Genomic DNA, 22,315 nt, shown 5'->3' with positions numbered 1-22,315 from the left:
GTACTAGATTCCTCGCTTCGCTCGGAATGACAGCGGAGTGACCCGCGTGTCATCCAGAGTGGCGGAAGGCGGGGCAAGCGTCATACGCCTGTCATCCAGAGCGGCGGAAGGCGGGGCAAGCGTCATACGCCTGTCATCCAGAGCGGCGATAATTGGGGCCAGCGTTAGCCGCGAAGGATCTGGGCGTGACCCGCAGACCGTCCGGAGCATCAGTACTAGATTCCTCGCTTCGCTCGGAATGACAGCGGAGTGACCCACGTGTCATCCAGAGCGACAGAAGGCAAAGCACGCCTCGGTCGCGAAGGATCTGGGCGTGACCCACGTGTCATCCAGAGCGACAGAAGGCAAAGCACGCCTCGGTCGCGAAGGATCTGGGCGTGAAATAAATTGACCCGCAAACGACCAGCGCCTTATAACACAGGACAGTCATGGATACACAACAAGTAGAACAAGAAATACGCCTTAGCGATTATTTTGTCATACTGCGGCGCAGGTTTGCCATAGCGTTTCTATTCTTTTTTATCGTTGTGGCGACAGTGACAACGGTAAGCTTCATGATGACTCCCATATACCGCGCCACGGCCGTATTACTAATTGACCTTGAAAGCCCCGATGTCCTGACGTCCACAGGCTCGGTTGAACTGCAATCACAAAACTACTATTCCTACAAAGACTATTTCCAAAGCCAGCAGCAGATAATTACCTCGCGCGCCTTGATAAATAAGGTATTTATAGAATCAGGCTTAAACAATTCTGAAAAATACCTTAAATCTACCGACCCATTAAATAAATTCCTTAAAACCATAAAAGCGGAACCGATACGCGATACCAGGCTTTTAAAGCTTTCTGTTGACAATGAAAACCCTGAAAGAGCCGCCCGTATCGCAAACCGCATAGCAGAGCTCTATGTCCTGCGTAACCTCTATTATATCTCCCGCGACGAGATAATGAACCTTTTGAAGAATGAATATCTAAAACTTGAGGCAAAGCTTGCGGAATACAGTAAGATGTACAAGAACAAACACCCGAGAATGATACGCCTTAAAGAGGAGATAGATGAGCTTGTTAAGAGGATAGAAGGGGTAAAGACATATGATTTTAGCTATGACACTACAGACGACGGCGCCGGGCACGAGACAAGGCATGCCCTGCAGGGCCTTAAGGCCAATAATGTAAGCATCCAGGACCCGGCAAAAATACCTATAGAGCCAGAAAAGCCTAAGAAAATGCTTAATATTCTGATGGCGATTGCTATAGGCATGTTTGGCGGTATCGGCATGGCGTTTTTCATTGAATACTTAGATGATGTAGTCAGAGACTACGAAGACCTGGAGCGGATTGCGCAATGGCCTCTGCTTGGCGGTATCCCCAAAATTACCGCCCAGGGCGAGAGGCTTTCAGAGTTTAAAAGAGATAAGTTTGCCCATCTAAAGCCCAAAGAGCCCGCTTCAGAGGCATATCGCTGTATCAGGACAAGCATATTTTTTACATCCACCCAGGAAAATCCAATAAGAGTTTTGCTTGTTACAAGCCCTGGCCCGCAAGAAGGCAAAACAACTACCCTGTGTAATCTCGGCATTGTTATGGCGCAGGCAGGCAAAAGAGTGCTGTTAATTGATGCTGATATGCGCAAACCGCGCCTACACGGCATCTTTAAGCACAAAAACACAAAAGGCCTAAGCGACATCTTATCCATGCAGGCGAATATGGATGATACCATACAGCAATCGGAGATACCCAATATCAGCTTTATAACGGCAGGCACAACGCCTCCCAATCCTTCGGAGCTTCTTTCAAGCCATAAGGTGAAGGAACTCATAACATTAGCCAAGAAGAGCTTTGACGTTATCATATTTGATACCCCGCCTACAGCGGTAGTAACAGATGCTATAATACTTTCGCGCGTGGTAGACGGCATTGTTATGGTAGTGGAAAGCGGAAAGACCTCCAAGAGGGCATTGCCGCGCATATTCAAGGTCCTGCAGGATTCCAAAGCCAAGGTTATTGGCGTTATCTTAAACCGTCTTTCCCCTGCCTCAAGCAATTACTATTATTACCACTCATATTATTACGGAAAAAAGTGACCCGCAGACCGTCCGGAGCAACAGTACTAGATTCCTCGCTTCGCTCGGAATGACAGCGGCGTGACCCGCCTGTCATCCAGAGCGGCACGAAGCGAGGCCAGAGTCATACGCCTGTCATCCAGAGCGGCACGAGGCGGGGCAAGCGTCATACGCCTGTCATCCAGAGCGGCAATAATCGGGGCCAGAGTCAGCCGCGAAGGATCTGGGCATGACCCCCTGTGTCATCCAGAGCGGCAATAATCGTGGCCAGAGTCAGCCGCGAAGGATCTGGGCATGACCCCCTGTGTCATCCAGAGCGGCACGAGGCGGGGCAAGCGTAGGCCGCGAAGGATCTGGGTGTGAAATAGGTAACTGCTCTTTTACAATTGATATCCCAAAATAAGCTGTGTTATAATAGTTTCAAATGGCACATAATAATATCCCCGCGGCACTATTGGCCGCGGCATTGTCATTTACTTTTATCGCGCCTGCCAAAGCCGGCTCACTGGGCGATACCCAAGTTTCTTTCTCAACCGGCAAAAGGTCCCAGACAGACGGCACGGATGAACGCGACCTAAGCGGAGACTACAGCTTTTACCAATACGCCCTCACTGCCAAAGCCACCCCCTCGGATGATATATCCTATAAGATAAGTTTTAAGGACTATCGCAAAGAGTTTGACCAGTCCGATGATTCTCTTGACAACAGAACGCTCCAATATAATGCCCGTTTTGCCATGCCATTACATAAAAAAGAGGATCTGTCATTAAAATTTGCTATAGACTATAATCTGCGCCTTAAGAGATATAAAAACAATCCAAACCAGGAATACGATAATAACACTATCTCCGCGGCGCTTGGTATCAAGACTTTTAAGCATTATTCACTGGGTATATCGGCAGGAATCAATGACTATGACTATGCCAAAAAATCATCCCAAGACCAGCGCAAGGCTTTTTTTAAGGTAAGCCCCTCTGCCAAGTTCTTTGATGAAAGGCTGGCGCTGTCGGGTTATTACCGCAGAAACGAGGTCTGTAATTCCGGTAAAAGAGACGATTATTCGGAAGATATTATGTCATTAAAATCGTCTATGAAGCTAAATCTTCCGTTTTTATATAAAATAGGCGGTAGTTTTTCCTATGGCAGAAATGACACCCGAGATGACGAGGAAGACAGAGAGGATGACCTTAGATTTGAATATAAAAAATGGGACATCAGCACATATCACAGGCTCTCTAACAGGATAGATTCGCGCTTGACATACGGCCGGCAAGACAGGCGATATTTAACGTCCTCTGACAGCTATGACAACTGGCTGATAAAAAACAGGACGAGATTTGGCCTGGTGAAAAAAGGCTTGTTTCATACGGACATGATATTAGGATACGAGCACAGAGAAACAAGCTTTTTAAGTAACAATTCACTTAGCTATAATAAGAATGGCTATAACGCGGGCCTGGCATTTTCGCAAATGGGGCAGTGGTCAGTCAAGCCGGCAGTCACTTTTACAGATTACAAATACCGGCCGCTGTCTCCAAGAAATGAAAAACAGTATAAGGCTGAAATATCATGTAGTAAGTATATCGGCTCAACAGATAATACCCTTGAGCTTGACTATTGGTATAAATGGAAAAATTACGAGTATAAGCCGAACATAGAACAATGGGCTGTAAATATTTCATATAGCGCGAGGTTTTAACGCCGCGTGAATCCTGCTATGTTCATATATTAATGTAACTATTTTATAAAAAGTATATGTATAATAATAAAAATAGTTTTGCATATCAAAGTGCTCACACGTTTTTAGCAAGAGTTGTTGTTGTGGGAGCGGTTTTTTTATCGGGGCTTATCATCGCCAGACTGTTGGGACCCGATGGGAAAGGCATAGTATCACTATTTCAGGCATTGACCGCGATAGTATTGCCTCTTGCTGAATTAGGGATAAGACAATCAACAGCTTTTTTTATTGGTAAGAAAGAATATCCTGAAAGCGATATTTATTCAAATATGCAAGGCATCTACTCAACCGCTTCAATTACATCAGTAGTATTGCTTTGTATCATGTATTGGAATTTAGGATATTTTCAGAAATATAATTTTTTTGTGTGTATTCCGTTCATATTAATAGCTCCTTTTACCCTTTTTGAAAGTTATCATAACGGAGTTTTTATAGGCAATAAGATGGTTGACAAAATTAACTACGCGGCGCTTGCGGATAGATGCTCTACGGTTTTTTTGCTGGTGATATTCATATGGTTTTTAAAATTGGGCATATTAGGCGTAGGCATTAGTTATCTCGCAGGTAAACTTTTTGGTTTTGCAGTTATATTTTATTGGTTGATAAGAAGGATATCATTTAGTCCAGCCTTTAACGTATCGCTATGGAAAGGGCTTATCGGCAAAGGAGTAGTTTTCGCTGTCGCTTTATTTGTCATTCAGATCAATTATCGCCTAAATACTATTTTATTAGGGTATTTCAAAGACGCAGGCAATGTCGGCATATTTAGCATTGGGGTTAATTTTGCAGAGGTATTAAAAGAGATCCCCCTGGCTCTTGGCCTTGTCCTGTTTTCGCGCTCGGCAAACTGGAACGCTGACAGCGCCAAAGAAAGCATCAACAAAGTTATGGTTTTGGCAAGAATATTGCTGTTTCTTATGGTATTCATCTCTATTATATTAGGAATAGCTGTTTATTTTTTGATACCATTTTTATATGGCCAAGAATTCACTCCCAGTGTTACCGTTACGCTGTTCTTACTGCCTGGTATTGTCATGCTGTCTGTTTTTTTAATATTAAATCTATTTATGGCAGGCCAGGGAAGGCCAGATATCGCCATCAAGGTTTTTATTCCTGCAATACTCATAAACCTGTTTATAGGTTTTTGGATTATCCCTTTATGGAACGCTAATGGCGCCGCGATAGCTTCTTCAGCGAGTTATTGTTGCGCGGCAATATTTTACGTATTTATATTTTGTAAAATGTATAATGTGCCTGCCAAAGATGTCCTTATATTACAGCCGTCGGATATTCTGCGCATTAAATCATATTGCAAAAATAACAAACAATTAAATGAACATTTTACATAATCAATTAATGTCCAACTACACGACTTTGCGTATAGGAGGCCCTGTAAAAAATCTTTATATACCAGAAAATGAACAAGAATTAATTAATCTGGTTAAAGAACTTGATTCTAACAAAACTTTGTATCGCATAATTGCTAATGGGTCCAATATACTTGTTAACAGCAAAGGATTAAAACGGGATATTGTTTGCGTCACAAAAGCCTGTAAAACAATAGTTGTAGACAATCAGAATGTTTACGCGGGCTGTTCCGTCAATTTACAGGCCTTTATTAATATGTGCGTAAAGCATAACTTGTATGCTTATGAATTTCTTGCATCCGTTCCGGGAAGTATAGGCGGAGCTGTATATATGAATGCCGGTAGAGGCAAGTGTTATGGAAATAGTATTTCCGACTACATTTCATTTGTGCGGGTTTTTGACGGCCGCGGCATTACTGATATCCCAAAAGAACAATGTGGTTTTTCATACCGAAAATCTGTTTTTCAAAATAGGAATTGGATTATCCTTGGGGCAATGTTCACTCTTAAAAAACAAGACGGCGGATATAGTCAAGATAAAATTAAAGACAGGCTTGCATACGCGCGCCGCTATCAGGATCACGGTATGCCAAATGCCGGTAGTATATTCAGCAAGGGTAATCGTGGAGTTTTTTCCTTGTTAAAAGGATTCCGGTATGGAGGAGCGCAATTTTCCAAAAAAACAGCCAATTGGATCAATAATATTAATAACGCCTCATCGCCAGACGTGTTGTTCCTGATTGCTGTTGCAAGGCTACTAAATTATATGGTATTTTGCAAAACATCTGTAGAAATAAACTATTGGCCCGATTAACATAATATATGAAAAAAAAGATAGGTATTCTTACATATCATCACGTTATCAATGAAGGCGCGGTATTGCAAGCATACTCACTGGCCCAAAATCTAAAACGGCTTCTACCTGACGATACCGTAGAGGTTATTGACTACCGGCCATTTTCCGTAGAATTATATTATTTATTAACTTCTTTTATCGCACGCGATTTCAGCTATGTATTTGATAAAATAAGACGTTATATTTTAATAAAGCGTTTCATCAAAACCATGCTCCCGTTAACCAACACTAAATTAATTTCTAATAATTACTCCAAAGCTATTAAATTTATCCGATCTCATCGCTATGATTGCATTATTGTAGGCAGTGATGAAATATGGAAAATCGGAAAATTCGCGCCTTACAGGCCATTTCCAAATGCTTACTGGCTAAATAAGGATTTATCGTGTTGTAAAATCGCTTATGCCGCATCTGCAAATCGCACAGCCTACAAAAAGCTTACACCCGAACAAATACAGTTTATTCGTGAATCGCTGGGCGTTTTTACAGCCATTACCGTAAGGGATGAGCACACAATTAAAATGCTCGCAAAATTCGGGCTTACAAATCAGAAAAATATTTCGATAGCGCCTGACCCGACTTTTATGCTTGATATACCTGATATGGATTTAAAGCAAAAACTTTCCCGTTTAGGAATTGCGTGCGATAAGCCTCTGGTTGGTATTGTTGTTACAAAAAAAGATATAAGTGATTTGCTTGTAAAATATTTTAAAGAAAGAGGATTTCTAACTTTAGCCATTTCCTGTAGCATTAAAAAAGCCGATTTTAATCTATCCGGTAAGCTTGATATATTTGAATGGGCAAATATCTTTAAATATATGTCATTTTGCGTAACGGAAAGGTTTCATCCAGCTATTTTTAGCATGCGCTTTGGAACCCCATTTTTAGCGATTGATTATGAAAAGCATTATAATGATTACGGAAGTAAAATAGGGTATTTATTAAGTAGCATGTCCTTAAACGATCATTATCACAATTTGCTGGGATCAGGGGAATGGAGAAACGATATTATCAAGAAATTGAGTTCATTATTAAAACATGCTGATAGAAACATTTTATTGGAAAAGTTTAACAAACAGAAAATAACCGCCATAGATATTGTTTCAAATTTGTTTTTATAAAATTTACTATAATATAATTATATAAACCGTATCTAATAGATATTTAAGGGAATTATATTTATATGAGTAACAATAATCCAAAAGTAAGCGTTATTGTGCCTACATACAAAAGATCCGAATATCTTGCGCGGGCATTGGAGAGTGTATTTAATCAAACATAATCAAATCTTGGTGTTGTCTTGTTTGATGGCAATGACTCCGCAAGTCCAGAGCATACAGAGGTGGAAAAAAACAAGAGCTTTTAAAATAAAAAATAGTCTAATTTATGTTATGTCAAGTATGATATGAACAACTGTGATTACGCTACTTTAAATACAGGCATGTATAAGTTATAGCTTATATCTTATTAAGCGGAGTATCACGCGAGTCTTTAGAGGCTGATACATTGAGTACTCTTTTTGCTATCTAATACGGGATACATTATTGCAAAAAAAAACAAATAACTCTATCGGATCTAAAGAATCTACTTAATTGGTCAAATTAACAATGATACAATAAACGGAGGCAACTGCTGACCATAATAAACACTTCAGAGTATATATTGCCTGTATTAATATAGGCAAGGTTTCGGTATTTTCTATTATGGCATTTGTTGAAGTACTGGTTGTGATATATATACCACATAGAATTGTAGGGCTATGTTTAATATAGAACAATACTTAAACAAGATTGCAGAAGGAGACCTTACAATAACTAAAAAACTGTGCTTAGCAGACCATATACAGGAGATGGCAAAAGGCGTAAAACGTATAGCAGCTGGTCTTGCAGACCGAATTTCATTTGCATGAAAGCAGAGTTTGATTTTAAGTCAGAGCTCGATAAGCTCGAGATAAATATAGGCCATGTAAATATAAAAGACAAAACAAAGGTTTATTTAGTTAAAGTTGATATTCTGCCTCAAAAGTTGGGTTATTGTAAGACAACATAAAAGAGTAATCGCTTAGACCTGTATATAATGGATTAGATTGGCTACTTTTTGAAAATGAAAATTCTTCTAGTAAATACACTATACAAACCTTATGCTATTGGCGGTGCAGAGGAATCCACACGTCTTTTAGCAGAGGGTTTATTAGATCTTGGCCATAAGCCTATAGTTCTTACTTCATATGAATATGATGATGAGAGAGTTATTAATAATGTACCTGTTCTTTATGTTCGAATGCCGAATATATATTGGTGGTTTCATTCTAAAAAATATCAAAAATCATACAGAGCGTTATGGCATATAATCGATGCATGGTCACCTTTTTCTGGTAAGATAAGAAAAATAATAAGAAAACATCAACCCGATATTATTCACACTAATAATCTTCTAAATATGACTGTGAATATTTGGAAGCACGGGGTAGCAACGGGCACGCCAGTTATCCATACCCTTAGGGATTATTATTTGATGTGTTGGAATTCAGGTATGTTTAAAGATGGAAAATCATGTAGAAAACAGTGCAATATCTGCAAATTACATTCTCTTAGAAAGAAGAATATGACTAATTCAATTGATGCCGTTATAGGCATAAGTCAATATATTTTAGATAAGCACTTATCAGAAGGCTATTTTAAAGATGTCAGGAAAAGAAAAGTTATCCCTAATGCTTTCAACATTATTGACAATTCCTCCCATAGCCTAAAGATGGCCGAGAACAATGAATTTATTTTAGGGTATGTTGGCAGATTGATGCCGGCAAAAGGCATCGAATGGTTTTTGGATGTAATAGATACATTAGAACAAAATATTAAAGTACATATTTATGGCTCGGCAGTTGATAATCAGTATGAAAAATATTTAAAAAATAAATACAAAAGCCCTAAGATTATATTTATGGGATATTGTGATAAAAAAGATATATATAAAAATATAAATTTATTAATTATACCATCCTTATGGGAAGAGCCTTTTGGGAGGACCTTAATAGAAGCAAATGCGTATGGGGTCCCAGTATTAGCAACATCTGTTGGGGGATTAAAAGAGTTAATCAAGGATGGAGTTAATGGATATTTAATTCCCCCAGGTGATGTAGATAGATTGAAAAGTATGATAAAATATTTTAATAATAACCGCAACTGTTTAAACATGAGCGATGGATGTATATCGCGATCTTTACGTTATAGTATAAGAAATACAACATTATCTTATATAGACATGTATGAAAGCATACTTTGAATCATGCTTCATTATCATACGGGTTTGTTTATAATTATTTTTTCGTCTAATTAAATGTTTCATATATAAATTTCTGCAAAATATTTTTAATGTAATTGTTGTTGGTAATAACTTATGTTTGAATGTAATATTGTTTTAAAATCGCAATTTTACTGAATAATTTTTTAGCGGTCTTGATCGCAAGTGGATGGTTAATTGACTGTGCAGCTTCAAGTCACTAGCGCTAAAATAAAGAAAGCAGAGGCTCAAAATGCTTGCTTTTTTGCAAGTTCTTTTAGCTATTCTTATTAGTTCAGTTTTGCTCCAAGATTTTATAGGGATTTTTTTCTTTAATTTAGGTGTACCAAAAATTGTGTTGCAGCTTTTCTTAGCATTAAAAGACATTCTTCTTGTAGTAATAATATATTTGTCGTTGGTGGCAAACGTAATATTGAAGAAAAGAATACGATTAACTTCAACGGGTTTTTTTCTAATTTTTTATGCAATTATAATTTTTGTTTATTACACTGTATTTTATAAGTCAAGAAGTTTAATGGATTTAAGAGCGTTGATTTTCCCTGTATTGGCTTATTTGGCAGGGTTTTTGGTAATTATAGTGCAGAAAAAAACAATATTAACTTGGATTGAAAAGATAGGCGCGTTTTCTGTTATCTTATCTTTACTTTTTTATTTTTCAGGTCCGTCTTTTTTCATTAAAATGAGAACATTAGCATTCACTGAATATATTAGGGGATTCTATGGCCTTGTAAACCGCGGGTTGCCAAGCACATTTTTTTCTAAGTTTGGAGGAGTACAAATTTTTCGATTAGCGGGCCCCATACTTAACCCCATCGGTACTTCTTTGTTGTTTATTTTTATATTTTCATTAATTTATGGCTATTACCGATATCAGCAGTGGAGTTTAATGAATAGGTGCAGTAAAACGTTACTGGTTTTGACATTATGTGCAATTTTGTTAACACTATCGAGAGGGCCAATAATTGGTTTTTTTTTAGGATACTTTATTTTAGAAAAATTTATTATGCCGACGAAGCGAATGAATAAATGGGTTATTATTGTTGGGTTTATTTTTGTAGCGCTCTCATTTACAACATTTAAAAATATGGTTATGGATACAATAGAATTACGAGATGGTTCATCAATTGCACATGCATATGCTTTGGAAAACTCATGGAATTACATAAAGACAAATTGGCTGGGAGCAGGAATAGGTGCTTCAGGTAAATGGGTGAAACTGGATGCAGATGCTGCTGGTGAAAATTCCTATGCGATGATAATTGGGCAGGTGGGCATATTTTCTTTTATTTGTTTTTTGTGTGCTCTGATTTCAGTATTTATTACGCTGGTAAGAAACAGACATCATTTTATGAGTTATGGTTTATTATTATTTTTTATTTGCATTGTATTTAATAGCATGTTTTCCGCATCGTTTTTATCGGCTACTCCAACGATTTTATTTTGGTTTTTTATTGGTTATTTTGAAAAAGAGAATGCATGTTATTTATGAGAGTTGTTCATATCACTAGACAATTTTATCCTTGTATCGGGGGCGTAGAAAATGTTGTTTTAAACATAGCGCGCAGGCAGTCATTGTTTGGCTATGATGTAAGCGTTCTAACACTAAACAGGAACTACTTAAGCAATTCATTGTTGCCCTCAGATGATAACTATAATGGCATAAAAATAAAGCGTATATCATTTTTTGGGTCTAAACGCTATCCAATAGCCTTATCCGTTTTGAGTTATATTAAAGATGCGGATATTTTACATATTCATTGTGTAGATTTTTTTGTTGATTACTTAGTTTTACTTAAAACCATTCATAGAAAGAAAATCATTTTGCATACCCATGGAGGTTTTTTTCATTCAAAATGGGTGTATTTTTTTAAAAAAATTTATTTTAACACAATTACTCGAATAATATTGCACGGTTGCGACAAAATTATAGCTGTTAGTAAACATGATTATGAATTATTTAACAGAATCAGTAAAAATATAATTTGTATTAATAACGGAGTTGATATTGAGAAATATGGTAGTATTACCAAGAATATTGATTATGGTACACTATTATATGTTGGTAGAATCGATGAGAATAAAAAAATTCATAATTTAATAAAGGTAACTGCTTTATTAGTTGAACGAGAATATAAAATAAAGCTAAAAATTGTTGGTGCTGATTGGAAGGACTTAAAGCCAGAACTTCAAAGATTTGCTGAGTACTTAGGAATTAAAGACAATATTTCTTTTTTAGGTCAAGTCAGTGATGATGATTTAATGAACGAAATGTCTAAAGCGCATGTTTTTGTTTCCGCATCAGAGTATGAAGCTTTTGGTATTTCTTCTATTGAAGCTATGGCTTCAGGAACTGTATGCGTTTTAAACAATATTAGTTCATTTAGACAGTTTATAGTAGCAGAAAACTGTGGCATTCTCACCGATTTCAATAATTTTAAAAATGCTGGTGATGCTGTTAGCAAAGTATTAGATATGACTAAAGAAGAATATTTTAATATGGGCGCGAATGCTAAAGAAATCGCAAAACAGTATTCATGGGATGCAGTTGCCGAAAGAATATTTTCGCTATACAAGAAAGTCTTGCTGAACAATGAAGCTTCTTAGTTTAATAGGATATTGAAAAATGGATATAGTACATATTTTCAACATAAAAATTGATAATCTTCATATAGATGAGGTAATTGAAAAAACTGTTCAATAAAAATCACAAGATAATATGGCAATATTTAGGAGTGCGCATAATAGCGTCTGGGCTAAGTTTTTTGACTGACAGCTTAGATGCCTTACCATTTATTTCGTACTCATATTTTATACTAGTGGGATTACTATTATATTTTCAAAAAATATTAAAGTCATCGGAAACATTTTAATTTTAAGAGTTAATTATTATCAATACGACCTTACTTCAAACAAATGGTGATATAATGAATCTTGCGCAATATCAACTTTTGGGCATCCCTGTAAATAATTTCTATCGGGACAGCTTGTTGGAGTTTATAAAACAAGGGGTATCACAAAACAAGAAATTTACAGTAGCTTCCTTGAACTTACATAGCATCTTTTTGGTTTCAAAATACCCTTTTTTGAAGGCGATTTATTCATTAGGAATAAATCGTATTGATGGAATGTCGATAATTTATATGAGTAAATTGTTGGGGCATAACTTAAATAAACAACACAGGATAACATGGGTGGATCTCATAAAACCACTTATGGATATGGCAAAGATATGCGGTTTCTCTGTTTTCTATCTTGGGTCAGATGAAAGCACTATATCAAAAGGCATTTCTGTTCTAAAACAGTTGTATCCAGGTATTGTTTTTGAATATAGAAATGGTTTTTTTAATCCCGAAAAAAAATCGCCTGAAAACACGCAAGTTTTGCAACAAATTAACTTATTTAAGCCGAATATACTCTTGGTGGGTATGGGTATGCTGCGACAAGAGAAATGGATACTGGAAAATTTTAATCATTTGGATTGTAACGCAATTATGACATGCGGCGCGGCTATTGAGTATATCGCCGGAAAAGTAAACACGCCGCCAAGATGGATGGGAAGAACGGGCCTTGAATGGGCATATAGGTTTTTTGAAAATCCAAAAAGATTTTGGTGTCGGTATCTTGTGGAGCCGTGGTTTGTTTTGGGTTTATTCATGAGGGATATTTGCAAAAAATATATATTGAGGAAACCTCTTTAATGCGATTAGTAGTAAAGTTAAAAATATGCTTCAATATAATTAATATATTTTTATTTGCATCATTATGCATCATTATCAGCACTCCTTTTATTGCTAAGCTATATGCAGAAAAAGCGCAAGCCTTTGAGGCAAACTACAGGTGGGGAAACGCTGATAAGATGTATAAACGCGCAATCGCTCTGGATCGATTTAATGCGATTTATATAAACAAATATGGATCTTTTTTATCAAAACGCGCGAGATGCCAAAAAGAACAGTTGGCAGGCCTGGAACAGTCTTTGCATATGCATAAAAGGGCATTGGCATTATCCTCAAAAAACGCTGAATATTGGTATCATAGCGGCAAGGATATACTTGATATTTATAAGCAAAGCAGGGCCATTGGAACAAAAAAACAAAGCCTTGACAGCGCTATATATTTTTTTAAGCAAGCGATTAAATATGATCCATGGAATTTTCAAAACAACTATCTTATTGGCTGGAATTTACTTAAAATCTATAATGATATAGGCGCGGCAGGGCAGGAATTTGCTATGGATTGCCTAAAACGAGCATTGGAAATCAGGCCCGGGAAAGGGCCTCAATATATATACCCAATGGTAATGCACTACACTCGTAATTTTGACATAATTATCCGCATAACACCAAATTCATTATCCGGATACAATAATTTGTATTCTTATATAAAGAAATATAATTTGTGGCAATATCGTAAAAGAGTTATAGACAAATTAGAGTATTATCACGAAAAAGAAGATCTCAAATCTTTTATTGAGAACGCGCAAATTAGAAATAAAAAAATGGAAAATATTTCAAAAGCTTATAATTCATGGCAAGGAGTTGCGGATAATAGCAAAAATGAATATAAAGATGGGAATATGTATTGGTCTGGGGCCGCGCATTTAGCAGTTGATATACCCAATACTCCATCAAATATCACTATCAAGGCCAGGGGAAGTAAAGCAAAAGATATATGGCCCTATATGATTGTTGAACTTGACGGCGAAGCTATAGGTGAAAATTTTGTAAATTCTAAAGATTGGACAGAATACACTTATGAAGTCAAAGGTAGCAAAGGTGTTAAGGTGCTAAGCGTGACATTTCCGAATGACTATTGTAATACTATTAACGGGGTTCGTGAGGATAGGAATTTGTATATTGGGGGTGTAAGAGTAGAAAGTATTATAGAAAGCGACAGAGAGGGGCAGGATTAATTTCAGTATTAGATTCTTCGTCGCGCCTTCGGCGCTCCTCTGAATGACAGTGGCCGCGAAGGATTGGGGAGTGACCCGTGTGTCATCCAGAGCGGCAACAATCAGGGCCAGAGTAGGCCGCGAAGGATCTAATATTACCACTCTGAAGGATAACGCATGAATAGCCTTTATAACATTATAATATATTTAGGCATAACAGCTCTAATGGTATTTACGCCCTTGGCAAGAGGGGCTACTACTACACGATTATGGGCGATTACTATTGTGATGCTATTGATGAATACTATTGTTTTTGCCGGAATAATGAAAAAGATAGGTAGTTTAAGAGGAGGAAAGGACGGGAGTACCAGATTCCTCGCTTCGCTCGGAATGACAGAAGGAGCCCGCCTGTCATCCAGAGCGACGGAAGGCAAAGAACGCCTCGGTCGCGAAGGATCTGGGGGTGAGACGAGTACTGGATTCCTCGCTTCGCTCGGAATGACAAAAGTGGCGCTCGGAATGACAAAGGGGGCGCTCGCAACAGCAGTCGGTGGGTTTATAATAATCGCGGTAATTTCTTTCGTGTTTTCTATTTATAAATATGATAGTTTTTATGCACTGTTGAGGTTTTTAGGATATATAGGTTTATTTTATACTATTGTTAGTAATTACAGCAGACAGATAATGCGGTATTTGATAGGATTAGCTATTTGCCTTGGAACAGGGCTTGCGGTATACGGGTTATTTCAGTATTTTGGAATATTACCGCATGAATGGTGGAGGCCTAAAGACTTTCTGGCAGGGTCGTATGTGAATCATAATCATTTCGCGGGATATATGGAGATGGTGATACCAGTGACAATAGGGGTTATTGTTGGGAGTATTAGATTCCTCGCTTCGCTCGGAATGACAGAGGGTCGCGAAGGACCTGGGGGTAACTCGTGCGGACAGAGTACTAGATTCCTCGCTTCGCTCGGAATGACAGAGGGGGCGTTAGGAATGACAGAAGGGGCCCGCCTGTCATCCAGAGCGGCGGAAGGCGGGGCACGCGTCGGCCGCGAAGGATCTGGGCGTGAAATAAATACTGGATTCTTCGCGGCACATTCGGCGTTTCTCGTAATAGCAAGTGTTTTGTTATTAATAACCGGCTTGATTATAATGATTGCCGCGGTCATATTCGCGCAATCAAGAGGGGCATGGATAAGCCTTGGGATATCGCTTTTGGTTATGAATATTATATTAATACGCAGAAAGTTTCTAAAGATTTATAGCTTGATTATACTGATAGCTCTTGCTGTAGGTGTATTTGGATACTTTTATCACAGTAAAGGCCTTGTATCAAAACGGATTGAAACAATGCTTGATATTGAACAGGGTGAGGCGTCTATGGAATCACGCTTTAGCATTTGGCGCGGAACTATTAATATGATCAGGGACTATCCCTGGGCAGGAGTGGGGATAGGGTGCTTTGAGTGGGGTTTTCCAAAATACAGGCCGCAATCTATGGGGCGGTGGGGTATAAGGCCGCGATATGCCCATAATGATTACCTGCATATGGCCGGTGAGATTGGCATATTAGGAATGATATTTATGATATGGGTATTATATTTAGTAATTGGCAGAGCATTATCATATAAAAATAGCTGTAGTGATAATTGCGGACAACACATTACTAACAGTGTAATATTAGGGTGCGGTATAGGGATGCTTAGCCTGGCAATACACGGAATGGTTGATTTTAATTTTCATATTCCGGCTAACATGGTATTGTTTATAATATTGGCAGGTATTGCGGAAGGGGAAAGGCGGTATTGCGGGGAAGCGAGACGAGTATTAGATTCTTCGTCGCGCCTTCGGCGCTCCTCTGAATGACAGTGGCCGCGAAGGATTGGGGAGTGCCCCGTGTGTCATCCAGAGCGGCACGAAGCGGGGCCGGAGTCGGCCGCGAAGGATCTGGGGGTGAAATGAGTACTAGATTCCTCGCTTCGCTCGGAATGACAGAGGTGGCAGTTGGGATGACAGAGGGGTGACCCGCCTGTCATCCAGAGCGGAACCCGCGAGGCCAGAGTAGGCCGCGAAGGATCTGGGAGTGAAGAAAGTAAAAATATGCTAAAAGAAAAAGAGACGGTAATAAGAAAGGCAATGATACTTTTGGACGGCCTGGTAGTATGCGGGGCATTTTTGCTCTCTTATTATTTGGGCAGGTATTTCCACGTCTTCTACAAGGAAAGTAGTCTTCCATTCGCTGATATCGTAAATTATCTGCCATCAAGCATTGAACAATATATCATTATATTGTTATTCGCCATGCTCCTTTGGCCTGCCATGCTTTATATAAACGGGGCTTATAAGGCCATCAGGACAGAGTCTTTCTTTGCAATGGTATGGACAGTAGCAAAGTCGGCTGTATATATGGTGTTTGCCTTCGGTTCGCTAATATTCTTTCTTCAATTCAAATTCGTAAGCAGGTTATTTTTTATAAATTTTATCCTGATAAGCGCCTTTTTGATTATTATTGAGAAAATAATTGTTTTTTATGTGGTAAAAAATGCCAGAAAAAAAGGCCATAATTTTAAAAGATTTTTGATAGTAGGCACTGGCAAAAGAGCGGATAGTTTCATAGCAAAAATAAATAATCACCCGGAATGGGGCTTTAAAATAGAAGGTGTGATAGATTATGAAAAACACCCTGCCGGCAAAAATATAAAAGGCATTGAAATAATAGGCACTCTGGACAACCTGCAAGACATATTATGCGATAAGGCCATTGATGAGGTGGTCTTTTTGGTGCCGCGTTCTGCCCTGGGAAAAATTGAAAACGCCCTCTATGTTTGCGAGAATTTGGGTATCAGGGCAACACTTGCCATTGACCTGTTTGACTTTAAACTGGCGAGGTTTCACCAGACAGAACTTGACGGGACACCTCTTTTAAGCTTTGAGACAACTGTTGCCGATGAATTAAGGCTTTTTATTAAAAGAGGTATTGACATTATGGCCTCTCTTATCGGCTTAATAATATTAAGCCCTGTTTTTTTAATTACAGCCCTGCTTATTAAGCTAACATCAACCGGGCCGGTATTTTTTCTGCAAAAAAGAGCGGGGCTAAACGGCAGGGAGTTTGTGCTTTATAAATTCAGGACAATGTATAATGATGCTGATAAAAAACGCGGGCAAATGGAAAGCCTGAATGAGATGGACGGGCCTGTATTTAAGATAAAAAATGACCCGCGTATTACCCCGGCAGGAAAGATGCTTAGAAAATTGAGCATTGATGAATTGCCGCAATTGCTGAATGTCCTCATAGGCAATATGAGCCTTGTAGGGCCGAGGCCCTTGCCTGTGTATGAAGTGGGAAAATTTGAACCCTGGCAGAGAAGGCGTTTATCCATGAGGCCGGGGATTACCTGCCTGTGGCAGGTAAGCGGCAGGAATAGGATACAGAGCTTTGATGATTGGATGAAGCTTGATCTGGATTATATAGATAAGTGGCACCTGCGGCTTGATTTTTTTATACTATTTAAAACAATACCTGTTGTTTTGTTTGGAGTTGGGGCGTATTAAGTGACCCCTGTGTCATCCAGAGCGGCACGAAGCGGGGCCAGAGTAAGCCGCGAAGGATCTGGAGGTGACCCGTGTGTCATCCAGAGCGGCATGAAGCGGGGCCAGAGTAAGCCGCGAAGGATCTGGGAGGGAAATGAGTACTAGATTCCTCGCTTCGCTCGGAATGACAGATGGGGTCTTCGGCGCTCCTCTGAATGACAAAGTGGACGCTCGGAATGACAGGCGTTGCCTTCGGCGCTCCTCTGAATGACAAAGTGGACGCTTTGAATGACAGAAGTGGCGTTCGCAATGACAACAAAAATCATAGACGGGTTTTGCGAAAATTTCCCTTGACAATTCTCTATTTTAGGCGTATATTAATTCAGATATTTATAAAGTTTTTATCCCTTAATATCCCTTATTAAAAAAACAGGAGGCATAGGAAATGACAGTAAAAGGTATTAGTATTATTTTTTTATGCATTATGGCAATAGCCCTTGTATTGCCCGTCACAGGCACATGCAGTGCCCTTGAGCCAATAACGTCTAAAGTTTACATCACTGCTATAACAGGCGAAAAGGACGTTCAGGTATTAAAGGTATCCACAATAGGCTGGGCCCAGGCAGAGGCTGGCATGGTATTATCCGAAGGCGACAGGATAAAAACAGGCGCTAATTCAGGCGCGAGCATCAGATATGATGACGGCGCTGTAATTGATATCGCTAATTCCGCCAATCTTGTACTTACCCAATTGCGCGATACGTCAAATTCAGGCAAAACACAGAATAAACTTGTCCTGGAATCAGGCATCATGCACGGACTTTTTGAAAAAGTAACGCCTGGCGAAGCCTCAAGGTTTGAAATAAAGACCCCTACGGCTGTCTGCGGTGTGCTTGGAACAAAAATATACATTGATACCACAACTAATACGGTATATGTCCTGGAAGGCTCTTTGACTGTTGTCAATATGGAGACCGGCGAAACCTACACTGTTGATGCCGGTAGCAGTATCGCTATCAATACTGACGGCTCCACATCAGGCCCACAGCCGTATTCAGAAGCGGAGATTCAGGAAGTAGCAGAGCAATTTGAGGCCATGGAAATTGATGTCCTTGGATATACGCCTCCGGCTGATACAACAGACCCTAATGCCGAAATTCAGTTTACTCCTGAAGTAGAGGAACCTGCCAGCAAGATATAAGGCTGTTTTGCGAAAAATACACGTATTAACAGTATTTTTTTGTATATTAACGGTTTTGGGGTTGATATGTATTACCTATCTTAATAACATATCAGCCCCAAATCTTTCAGAAACAGAGCGCCCCGCGGACGGCTTTACGCCAAAAAGCCTTTTGCGTAAATCCGGGTATATCTTAAAAGATTTTAGTTTTACAAAATTTGACAAAGACGAAAAAGTATTTATCTTGTCGGGGTCAAGGCTTGAAACAAAGGGCAGTAAGTTTGGCATATTCAGATTTAATCCCAAAAAAATAGCTGAAATACAGAACATTCAAATCCTTTTCTTCAATAATAATAAACCCGCTTCAAAGGCAATAGCGCCTTTTGGAATATTTGACCCTGTTTCAGGAAAGATAAGCCTGCTTAAGGGGGCGAGGTTTGAAACGATTGACAGAAAAAAACAATTGACATCAGATTCGCTTAGTTTTAACTGTAAAGACAGGCTTATAATATCAAAAAAAGCCTGTATTTTAAATATCAGCGGAAAAATCACAGAAACCGGTTCAATCAGATGCGATATGGATTTTGAAAATTTCGCGGACATTAAATAAATTGTATCAATAAAAATGGGGGATTTATGAAGTTAAGATCGGTTATCTCGGGTGGTTTACTATCTCTTGCGCTGATATTTTCAATAACAGGCCCCTGCCTCGCGGAGGATCCGGTTACAGCCGCCGGATGGGTAGAGCAGGGCAAGCAAAACCTTATAAATAACGGCAATCTTTCGGGCGCTCACAGCGATTTCCAGCAGGCCCTTATTTTAGAACCCAATCATCCGCAGGCAAATTTTTGGCGTGCCATAACCCTTGTATCAATGACCATACAAGACCAGGGTGTTGTTGATACGCTTAACGCGTTTGGTATAACCAATAATCCGGCCGAAGGCGACCCGCGGCCTCTTGTGCCCGGCGATCTAAACGATATCATGGCCCTGGGCGAATCCGTAAGCCTTCCTGAATCAGGCCTTGATGATAACTCTCCGACGCTTACTGATGTGCAAACTCTTTTAGACAGCGTGCTTTTGCCTAATATCATATCAGCCCTTAATGACCATATCCAGAAAATTTCAGATAACACGGAATACAGCGACACTATCACAATTGACGAAGAAACCCTGACTATCGGTTACGCGGAAGTAAAAGCGCTGGAGGCAGGCCTAAACGCTTTGGCAGGATTTATAAATTTACTCTGCGCGTATAATACGGACAACTTTGATATAGATAGTTTTTATAACAGCGTTGATTCAGGGTCAACGCCTGCCATAAACGATATTCTAAATAATTACCCAAATATTTTAACACTTAAAGACGCCGAGCGGCTTACCGATGCAAAAGGCTATATGCAGTCGGCAGTAGAAGGCGGCCTGACAGTAATTGATCTCTTAAATACAAGAGGAGATGACGGAGAATATTTCCTCGGCTTAGACCCCGAGGACCAGGATACAACGCAAATCGTTACTGATAATCTTGAAGCATTACAGCAGTCCCTGGATGAAGGGATAAGTTTTGACCTGTCGGCGCCTGCCGATACCTTTCCCCAGATGGATGACTTCTACTCAAATGTAGCTTTTAATTTTTCTTCATTATTTGACTCGCCTAAAAATATCAGGGCTCTTTTGCCCGAGTTTGATGCCAATAATGAAATACTAAAAAGCAGTTTCCCCGACCCTACCATGGCGGGCTTGTTTCCTGATATGACACAGGAAGACCTTAATCATTTTATCGGCGTAGGCCCTGAATATAACCAGATATCCGTTGACTGGAACAGCTCTCCAGCGCCGCAAATAATACTTTCATGGGAAATGGATGAATCAGCGGATTTTAACAGTTACAGAATAGCGCGCACGACTACTCCCGATGATAACTCTTCATGGCAGTGGATATGCGACCCGATTACCGATGCCTCTATCACGACACTGCAGGATGCCGACATTGATGAAGAGGCAAACAACATATATTATTACCGCCTTTACGCATATTACAACAGCGGCGCGGAGTCAACATATTCAAATACGGGTGTGGCTATTTTGGCAATGTATATTGATATTGACAGCATATCGTCCGAAGAAGACGGCACCAAAGACAATCCCTTCAAATCCATAAGCGGCGTGATAAATGACTTTGAGTTAAGAGGCGCTAAACTGCGCGTGGCGCAGGGAGAATACAATGAATCAACGCGCACAGGATTATGGTTTGATAGTGAATCAAGCGTTATCCTGGAGGGCGGTTACGAATCAGCGAATTGGACAAGAGACGTTAACGCGTATATGACGAACATCAATGCCGCGGGGCTGGAAGGAAGCGTGATATCTATCCCGTCTAATTCAACAATTGACGGGTTTATCATAACAGGCGCGCTAAATGATCAGGGTTTTCCCGGAACAGGCATTGATATCTATCAGCGTTCTTCGGTTACCATAAAAAACTGCATGGTCATAAGCAATCAGATAGGCATAGCAGTATCTGATTCTTCCGGGGTATCAATAGAACACTGTATAATAGGCGATAATTCCCAGTGCGGGCTCAATGTCTACAACACGCAAAACATGTCAATTACCGATTCGTTTATTGTCGGTAATATCAACACCGGCATCAATTGCGGGGGAGCTTCGTCAGATGTGTCCTTGTATAATAACGTCATAGCGAAGAATACAGGCACCGGAGTAAATGCCGTATCTATTAGTAAACTAACTATTGTCAATAATACTGTAGCGCATAATGATTCTGACGGGCCGGTAGTTTTTGCAAACGGCATATATTATTCCGGTATCGCGGACTTGACAATAGCCAATAATACGGTTTTTGCAAACAATAATTACGGCATTCTCGGTGACGGCACGGCGGGGACAATAACTGCCAATAATTCATACGGCAATGGCGACGGAAACTTCACCAACTGCGGCACTGCGGAAGGCAGTGACGATAATACCTGCCAGGACCCTTTGTTCCTTGACCCGGATAATGTAGCCGGCGATGACAATACCCCATGGACATCCGATGACGGGTATATGCTGACCAGTAACAGCCCCTGTATAGACAAGGGTGGTGATTCTTTGCCCGAAAGTATTACCGAGGACATAATAGGCAACAATAGAATCAGCGGCAATAGCGTTGATATGGGAGCATATGAGTATCAGCAAGAGGATGATGACTATGAGCCGATATTGACAGCCGACATTGATGGTAATGGAATAAAAGACCTTGTAATGGATTTTGGCCAGGATTCTTCAAGTGCAAAAACCGGTTTATGGGTACGTTATAATAACAGTGCTTCATGGAAACATATTGCGCTAGATAGCGTGTATGAAATGCTGGCATCTGA

The 22,315-nt window shown here is 39.6% G+C and carries 17 protein-coding genes; all 17 read left to right on the top strand.

Annotation, left to right across the window (positions count from 1 at the left end; genetic code table 11):
• Nucleotides 1-46 precede the first annotated feature (46 nt).
• Complete coding sequence (locus tag PHV77_02320; GenBank protein MDD5504133.1) at nucleotides 47-253, top strand: hypothetical protein; 207 nt, start codon at nucleotides 47-49, stop codon at nucleotides 251-253.
• Between the two features lie 175 nt (nucleotides 254-428).
• Nucleotides 429-2,084, top strand: coding sequence for a polysaccharide biosynthesis tyrosine autokinase (locus PHV77_02315; GenBank protein ID MDD5504132.1), 1,656 nt, complete (start codon nucleotides 429-431; stop codon nucleotides 2,082-2,084).
• Between the two features lie 403 nt (nucleotides 2,085-2,487).
• Nucleotides 2,488-3,762: a hypothetical protein gene (locus tag PHV77_02310; GenBank protein MDD5504131.1), complete on the top strand. Its 1,275-nt coding sequence runs from the start codon at nucleotides 2,488-2,490 to the stop codon at nucleotides 3,760-3,762.
• A gap of 56 nt (nucleotides 3,763-3,818) precedes the next feature.
• Nucleotides 3,819-5,150 carry a polysaccharide biosynthesis C-terminal domain-containing protein gene (locus tag PHV77_02305; protein ID MDD5504130.1) on the top strand — a complete coding sequence of 444 codons (1,332 nt, stop codon included), beginning with the start codon at nucleotides 3,819-3,821 and terminating at the stop codon, nucleotides 5,148-5,150.
• Nucleotides 5,134-5,982, top strand: a complete 849-nt coding sequence (locus tag PHV77_02300; GenBank protein MDD5504129.1) for an FAD-binding protein — start codon at nucleotides 5,134-5,136, stop codon at nucleotides 5,980-5,982. The genes PHV77_02305 and PHV77_02300 overlap by 17 nt, the downstream gene beginning before the upstream one ends.
• An 8-nt stretch (nucleotides 5,983-5,990) precedes the next feature.
• Nucleotides 5,991-7,145 carry a polysaccharide pyruvyl transferase family protein gene (locus PHV77_02295; GenBank protein ID MDD5504128.1) on the top strand — a complete coding sequence of 385 codons (1,155 nt, stop codon included), beginning with the start codon at nucleotides 5,991-5,993 and terminating at the stop codon, nucleotides 7,143-7,145.
• Between the two features lie 638 nt (nucleotides 7,146-7,783).
• Nucleotides 7,784-7,933 (top strand): hypothetical protein, encoded by a 150-nt coding sequence (locus PHV77_02290; GenBank protein MDD5504127.1) that lies wholly within the window; start codon nucleotides 7,784-7,786, stop codon nucleotides 7,931-7,933.
• A 194-nt stretch (nucleotides 7,934-8,127) separates the two neighbouring features.
• On the top strand, nucleotides 8,128-9,306 hold the full coding sequence (locus PHV77_02285; GenBank protein MDD5504126.1) for a glycosyltransferase family 4 protein: 1,179 nt from the start codon (nucleotides 8,128-8,130) through the stop codon (nucleotides 9,304-9,306).
• 250 nt (nucleotides 9,307-9,556) lie between these two features.
• Nucleotides 9,557-10,813, top strand: a complete 1,257-nt coding sequence (locus PHV77_02280; GenBank protein MDD5504125.1) for a hypothetical protein — start codon at nucleotides 9,557-9,559, stop codon at nucleotides 10,811-10,813.
• Nucleotides 10,810-11,928, top strand: a complete 1,119-nt coding sequence (locus PHV77_02275; GenBank protein MDD5504124.1) for a glycosyltransferase family 4 protein — start codon at nucleotides 10,810-10,812, stop codon at nucleotides 11,926-11,928. Before PHV77_02280 ends, PHV77_02275 begins: the two co-directional genes overlap by 4 nt.
• Before the next feature lie 521 nt (nucleotides 11,929-12,449).
• On the top strand, nucleotides 12,450-13,022 hold the full coding sequence (locus PHV77_02270) for a WecB/TagA/CpsF family glycosyltransferase (protein ID MDD5504123.1): 573 nt from the start codon (nucleotides 12,450-12,452) through the stop codon (nucleotides 13,020-13,022).
• Nucleotides 13,022-14,236 carry a carbohydrate-binding domain-containing protein gene (locus PHV77_02265; protein ID MDD5504122.1) on the top strand — a complete coding sequence of 405 codons (1,215 nt, stop codon included), beginning with the start codon at nucleotides 13,022-13,024 and terminating at the stop codon, nucleotides 14,234-14,236. The genes PHV77_02270 and PHV77_02265 overlap by 1 nt, the downstream gene beginning before the upstream one ends.
• A gap of 156 nt (nucleotides 14,237-14,392) precedes the next feature.
• Nucleotides 14,393-16,087 carry an O-antigen ligase family protein gene (locus PHV77_02260; protein ID MDD5504121.1) on the top strand — a complete coding sequence of 565 codons (1,695 nt, stop codon included), beginning with the start codon at nucleotides 14,393-14,395 and terminating at the stop codon, nucleotides 16,085-16,087.
• Between the two features lie 234 nt (nucleotides 16,088-16,321).
• Complete coding sequence (locus tag PHV77_02255; GenBank protein ID MDD5504120.1) at nucleotides 16,322-17,776, top strand: sugar transferase; 1,455 nt, start codon at nucleotides 16,322-16,324, stop codon at nucleotides 17,774-17,776.
• 424 nt (nucleotides 17,777-18,200) lie between these two features.
• Nucleotides 18,201-18,956, top strand: a complete 756-nt coding sequence (locus PHV77_02250) for a FecR domain-containing protein (GenBank protein ID MDD5504119.1) — start codon at nucleotides 18,201-18,203, stop codon at nucleotides 18,954-18,956.
• Between the two features lie 7 nt (nucleotides 18,957-18,963).
• Complete coding sequence (locus PHV77_02245; protein ID MDD5504118.1) at nucleotides 18,964-19,545, top strand: hypothetical protein; 582 nt, start codon at nucleotides 18,964-18,966, stop codon at nucleotides 19,543-19,545.
• A 26-nt stretch (nucleotides 19,546-19,571) separates the two neighbouring features.
• A partial coding sequence (locus PHV77_02240) for a right-handed parallel beta-helix repeat-containing protein (protein MDD5504117.1) occupies nucleotides 19,572-22,315 on the top strand: 2,744 nt, incomplete at its 3' end.

This window comes from Candidatus Omnitrophota bacterium, from assembly GCA_028716165.1.
Lineage (GTDB): Bacteria > Omnitrophota > Gorgyraeia > JABMRG01 > JABMRG01 > JAQUQI01.
Note: the sequence above shows the minus strand (reverse complement) of the source record. Positions and strands in the feature narration are given on the sequence as shown.

What these genes read in the sequence shown, in the direction of transcription:
- PHV77_02315 (MDD5504132.1), top strand. Translation starts at nt 429, where the DNA reads ATGGATACACAACAAGTAGAACAAGAAATACGCCTTAGCGATTATTTT.
- PHV77_02310 (MDD5504131.1), top strand. Translation starts at nt 2,488, where the DNA reads ATGGCACATAATAATATCCCCGCGGCACTATTGGCCGCGGCATTGTCA.
- PHV77_02305 (MDD5504130.1), top strand. Translation starts at nt 3,819, where the DNA reads ATGTATAATAATAAAAATAGTTTTGCATATCAAAGTGCTCACACGTTT.
- PHV77_02300 (MDD5504129.1), top strand. Translation starts at nt 5,134, where the DNA reads ATGAACATTTTACATAATCAATTAATGTCCAACTACACGACTTTGCGT.
- PHV77_02295 (MDD5504128.1), top strand. Translation starts at nt 5,991, where the DNA reads ATGAAAAAAAAGATAGGTATTCTTACATATCATCACGTTATCAATGAA.
- PHV77_02290 (MDD5504127.1), top strand. Translation starts at nt 7,784, where the DNA reads ATGTTTAATATAGAACAATACTTAAACAAGATTGCAGAAGGAGACCTT.
- PHV77_02285 (MDD5504126.1), top strand. Translation starts at nt 8,128, where the DNA reads ATGAAAATTCTTCTAGTAAATACACTATACAAACCTTATGCTATTGGC.
- PHV77_02280 (MDD5504125.1), top strand. Translation starts at nt 9,557, where the DNA reads ATGCTTGCTTTTTTGCAAGTTCTTTTAGCTATTCTTATTAGTTCAGTT.
- PHV77_02275 (MDD5504124.1), top strand. Translation starts at nt 10,810, where the DNA reads ATGAGAGTTGTTCATATCACTAGACAATTTTATCCTTGTATCGGGGGC.
- PHV77_02270 (MDD5504123.1), top strand. Translation starts at nt 12,450, where the DNA reads ATGTCGATAATTTATATGAGTAAATTGTTGGGGCATAACTTAAATAAA.
- PHV77_02265 (MDD5504122.1), top strand. Translation starts at nt 13,022, where the DNA reads ATGCGATTAGTAGTAAAGTTAAAAATATGCTTCAATATAATTAATATA.
- PHV77_02260 (MDD5504121.1), top strand. Translation starts at nt 14,393, where the DNA reads ATGAATAGCCTTTATAACATTATAATATATTTAGGCATAACAGCTCTA.
- PHV77_02255 (MDD5504120.1), top strand. Translation starts at nt 16,322, where the DNA reads ATGCTAAAAGAAAAAGAGACGGTAATAAGAAAGGCAATGATACTTTTG.
- PHV77_02250 (MDD5504119.1), top strand. Translation starts at nt 18,201, where the DNA reads ATGACAGTAAAAGGTATTAGTATTATTTTTTTATGCATTATGGCAATA.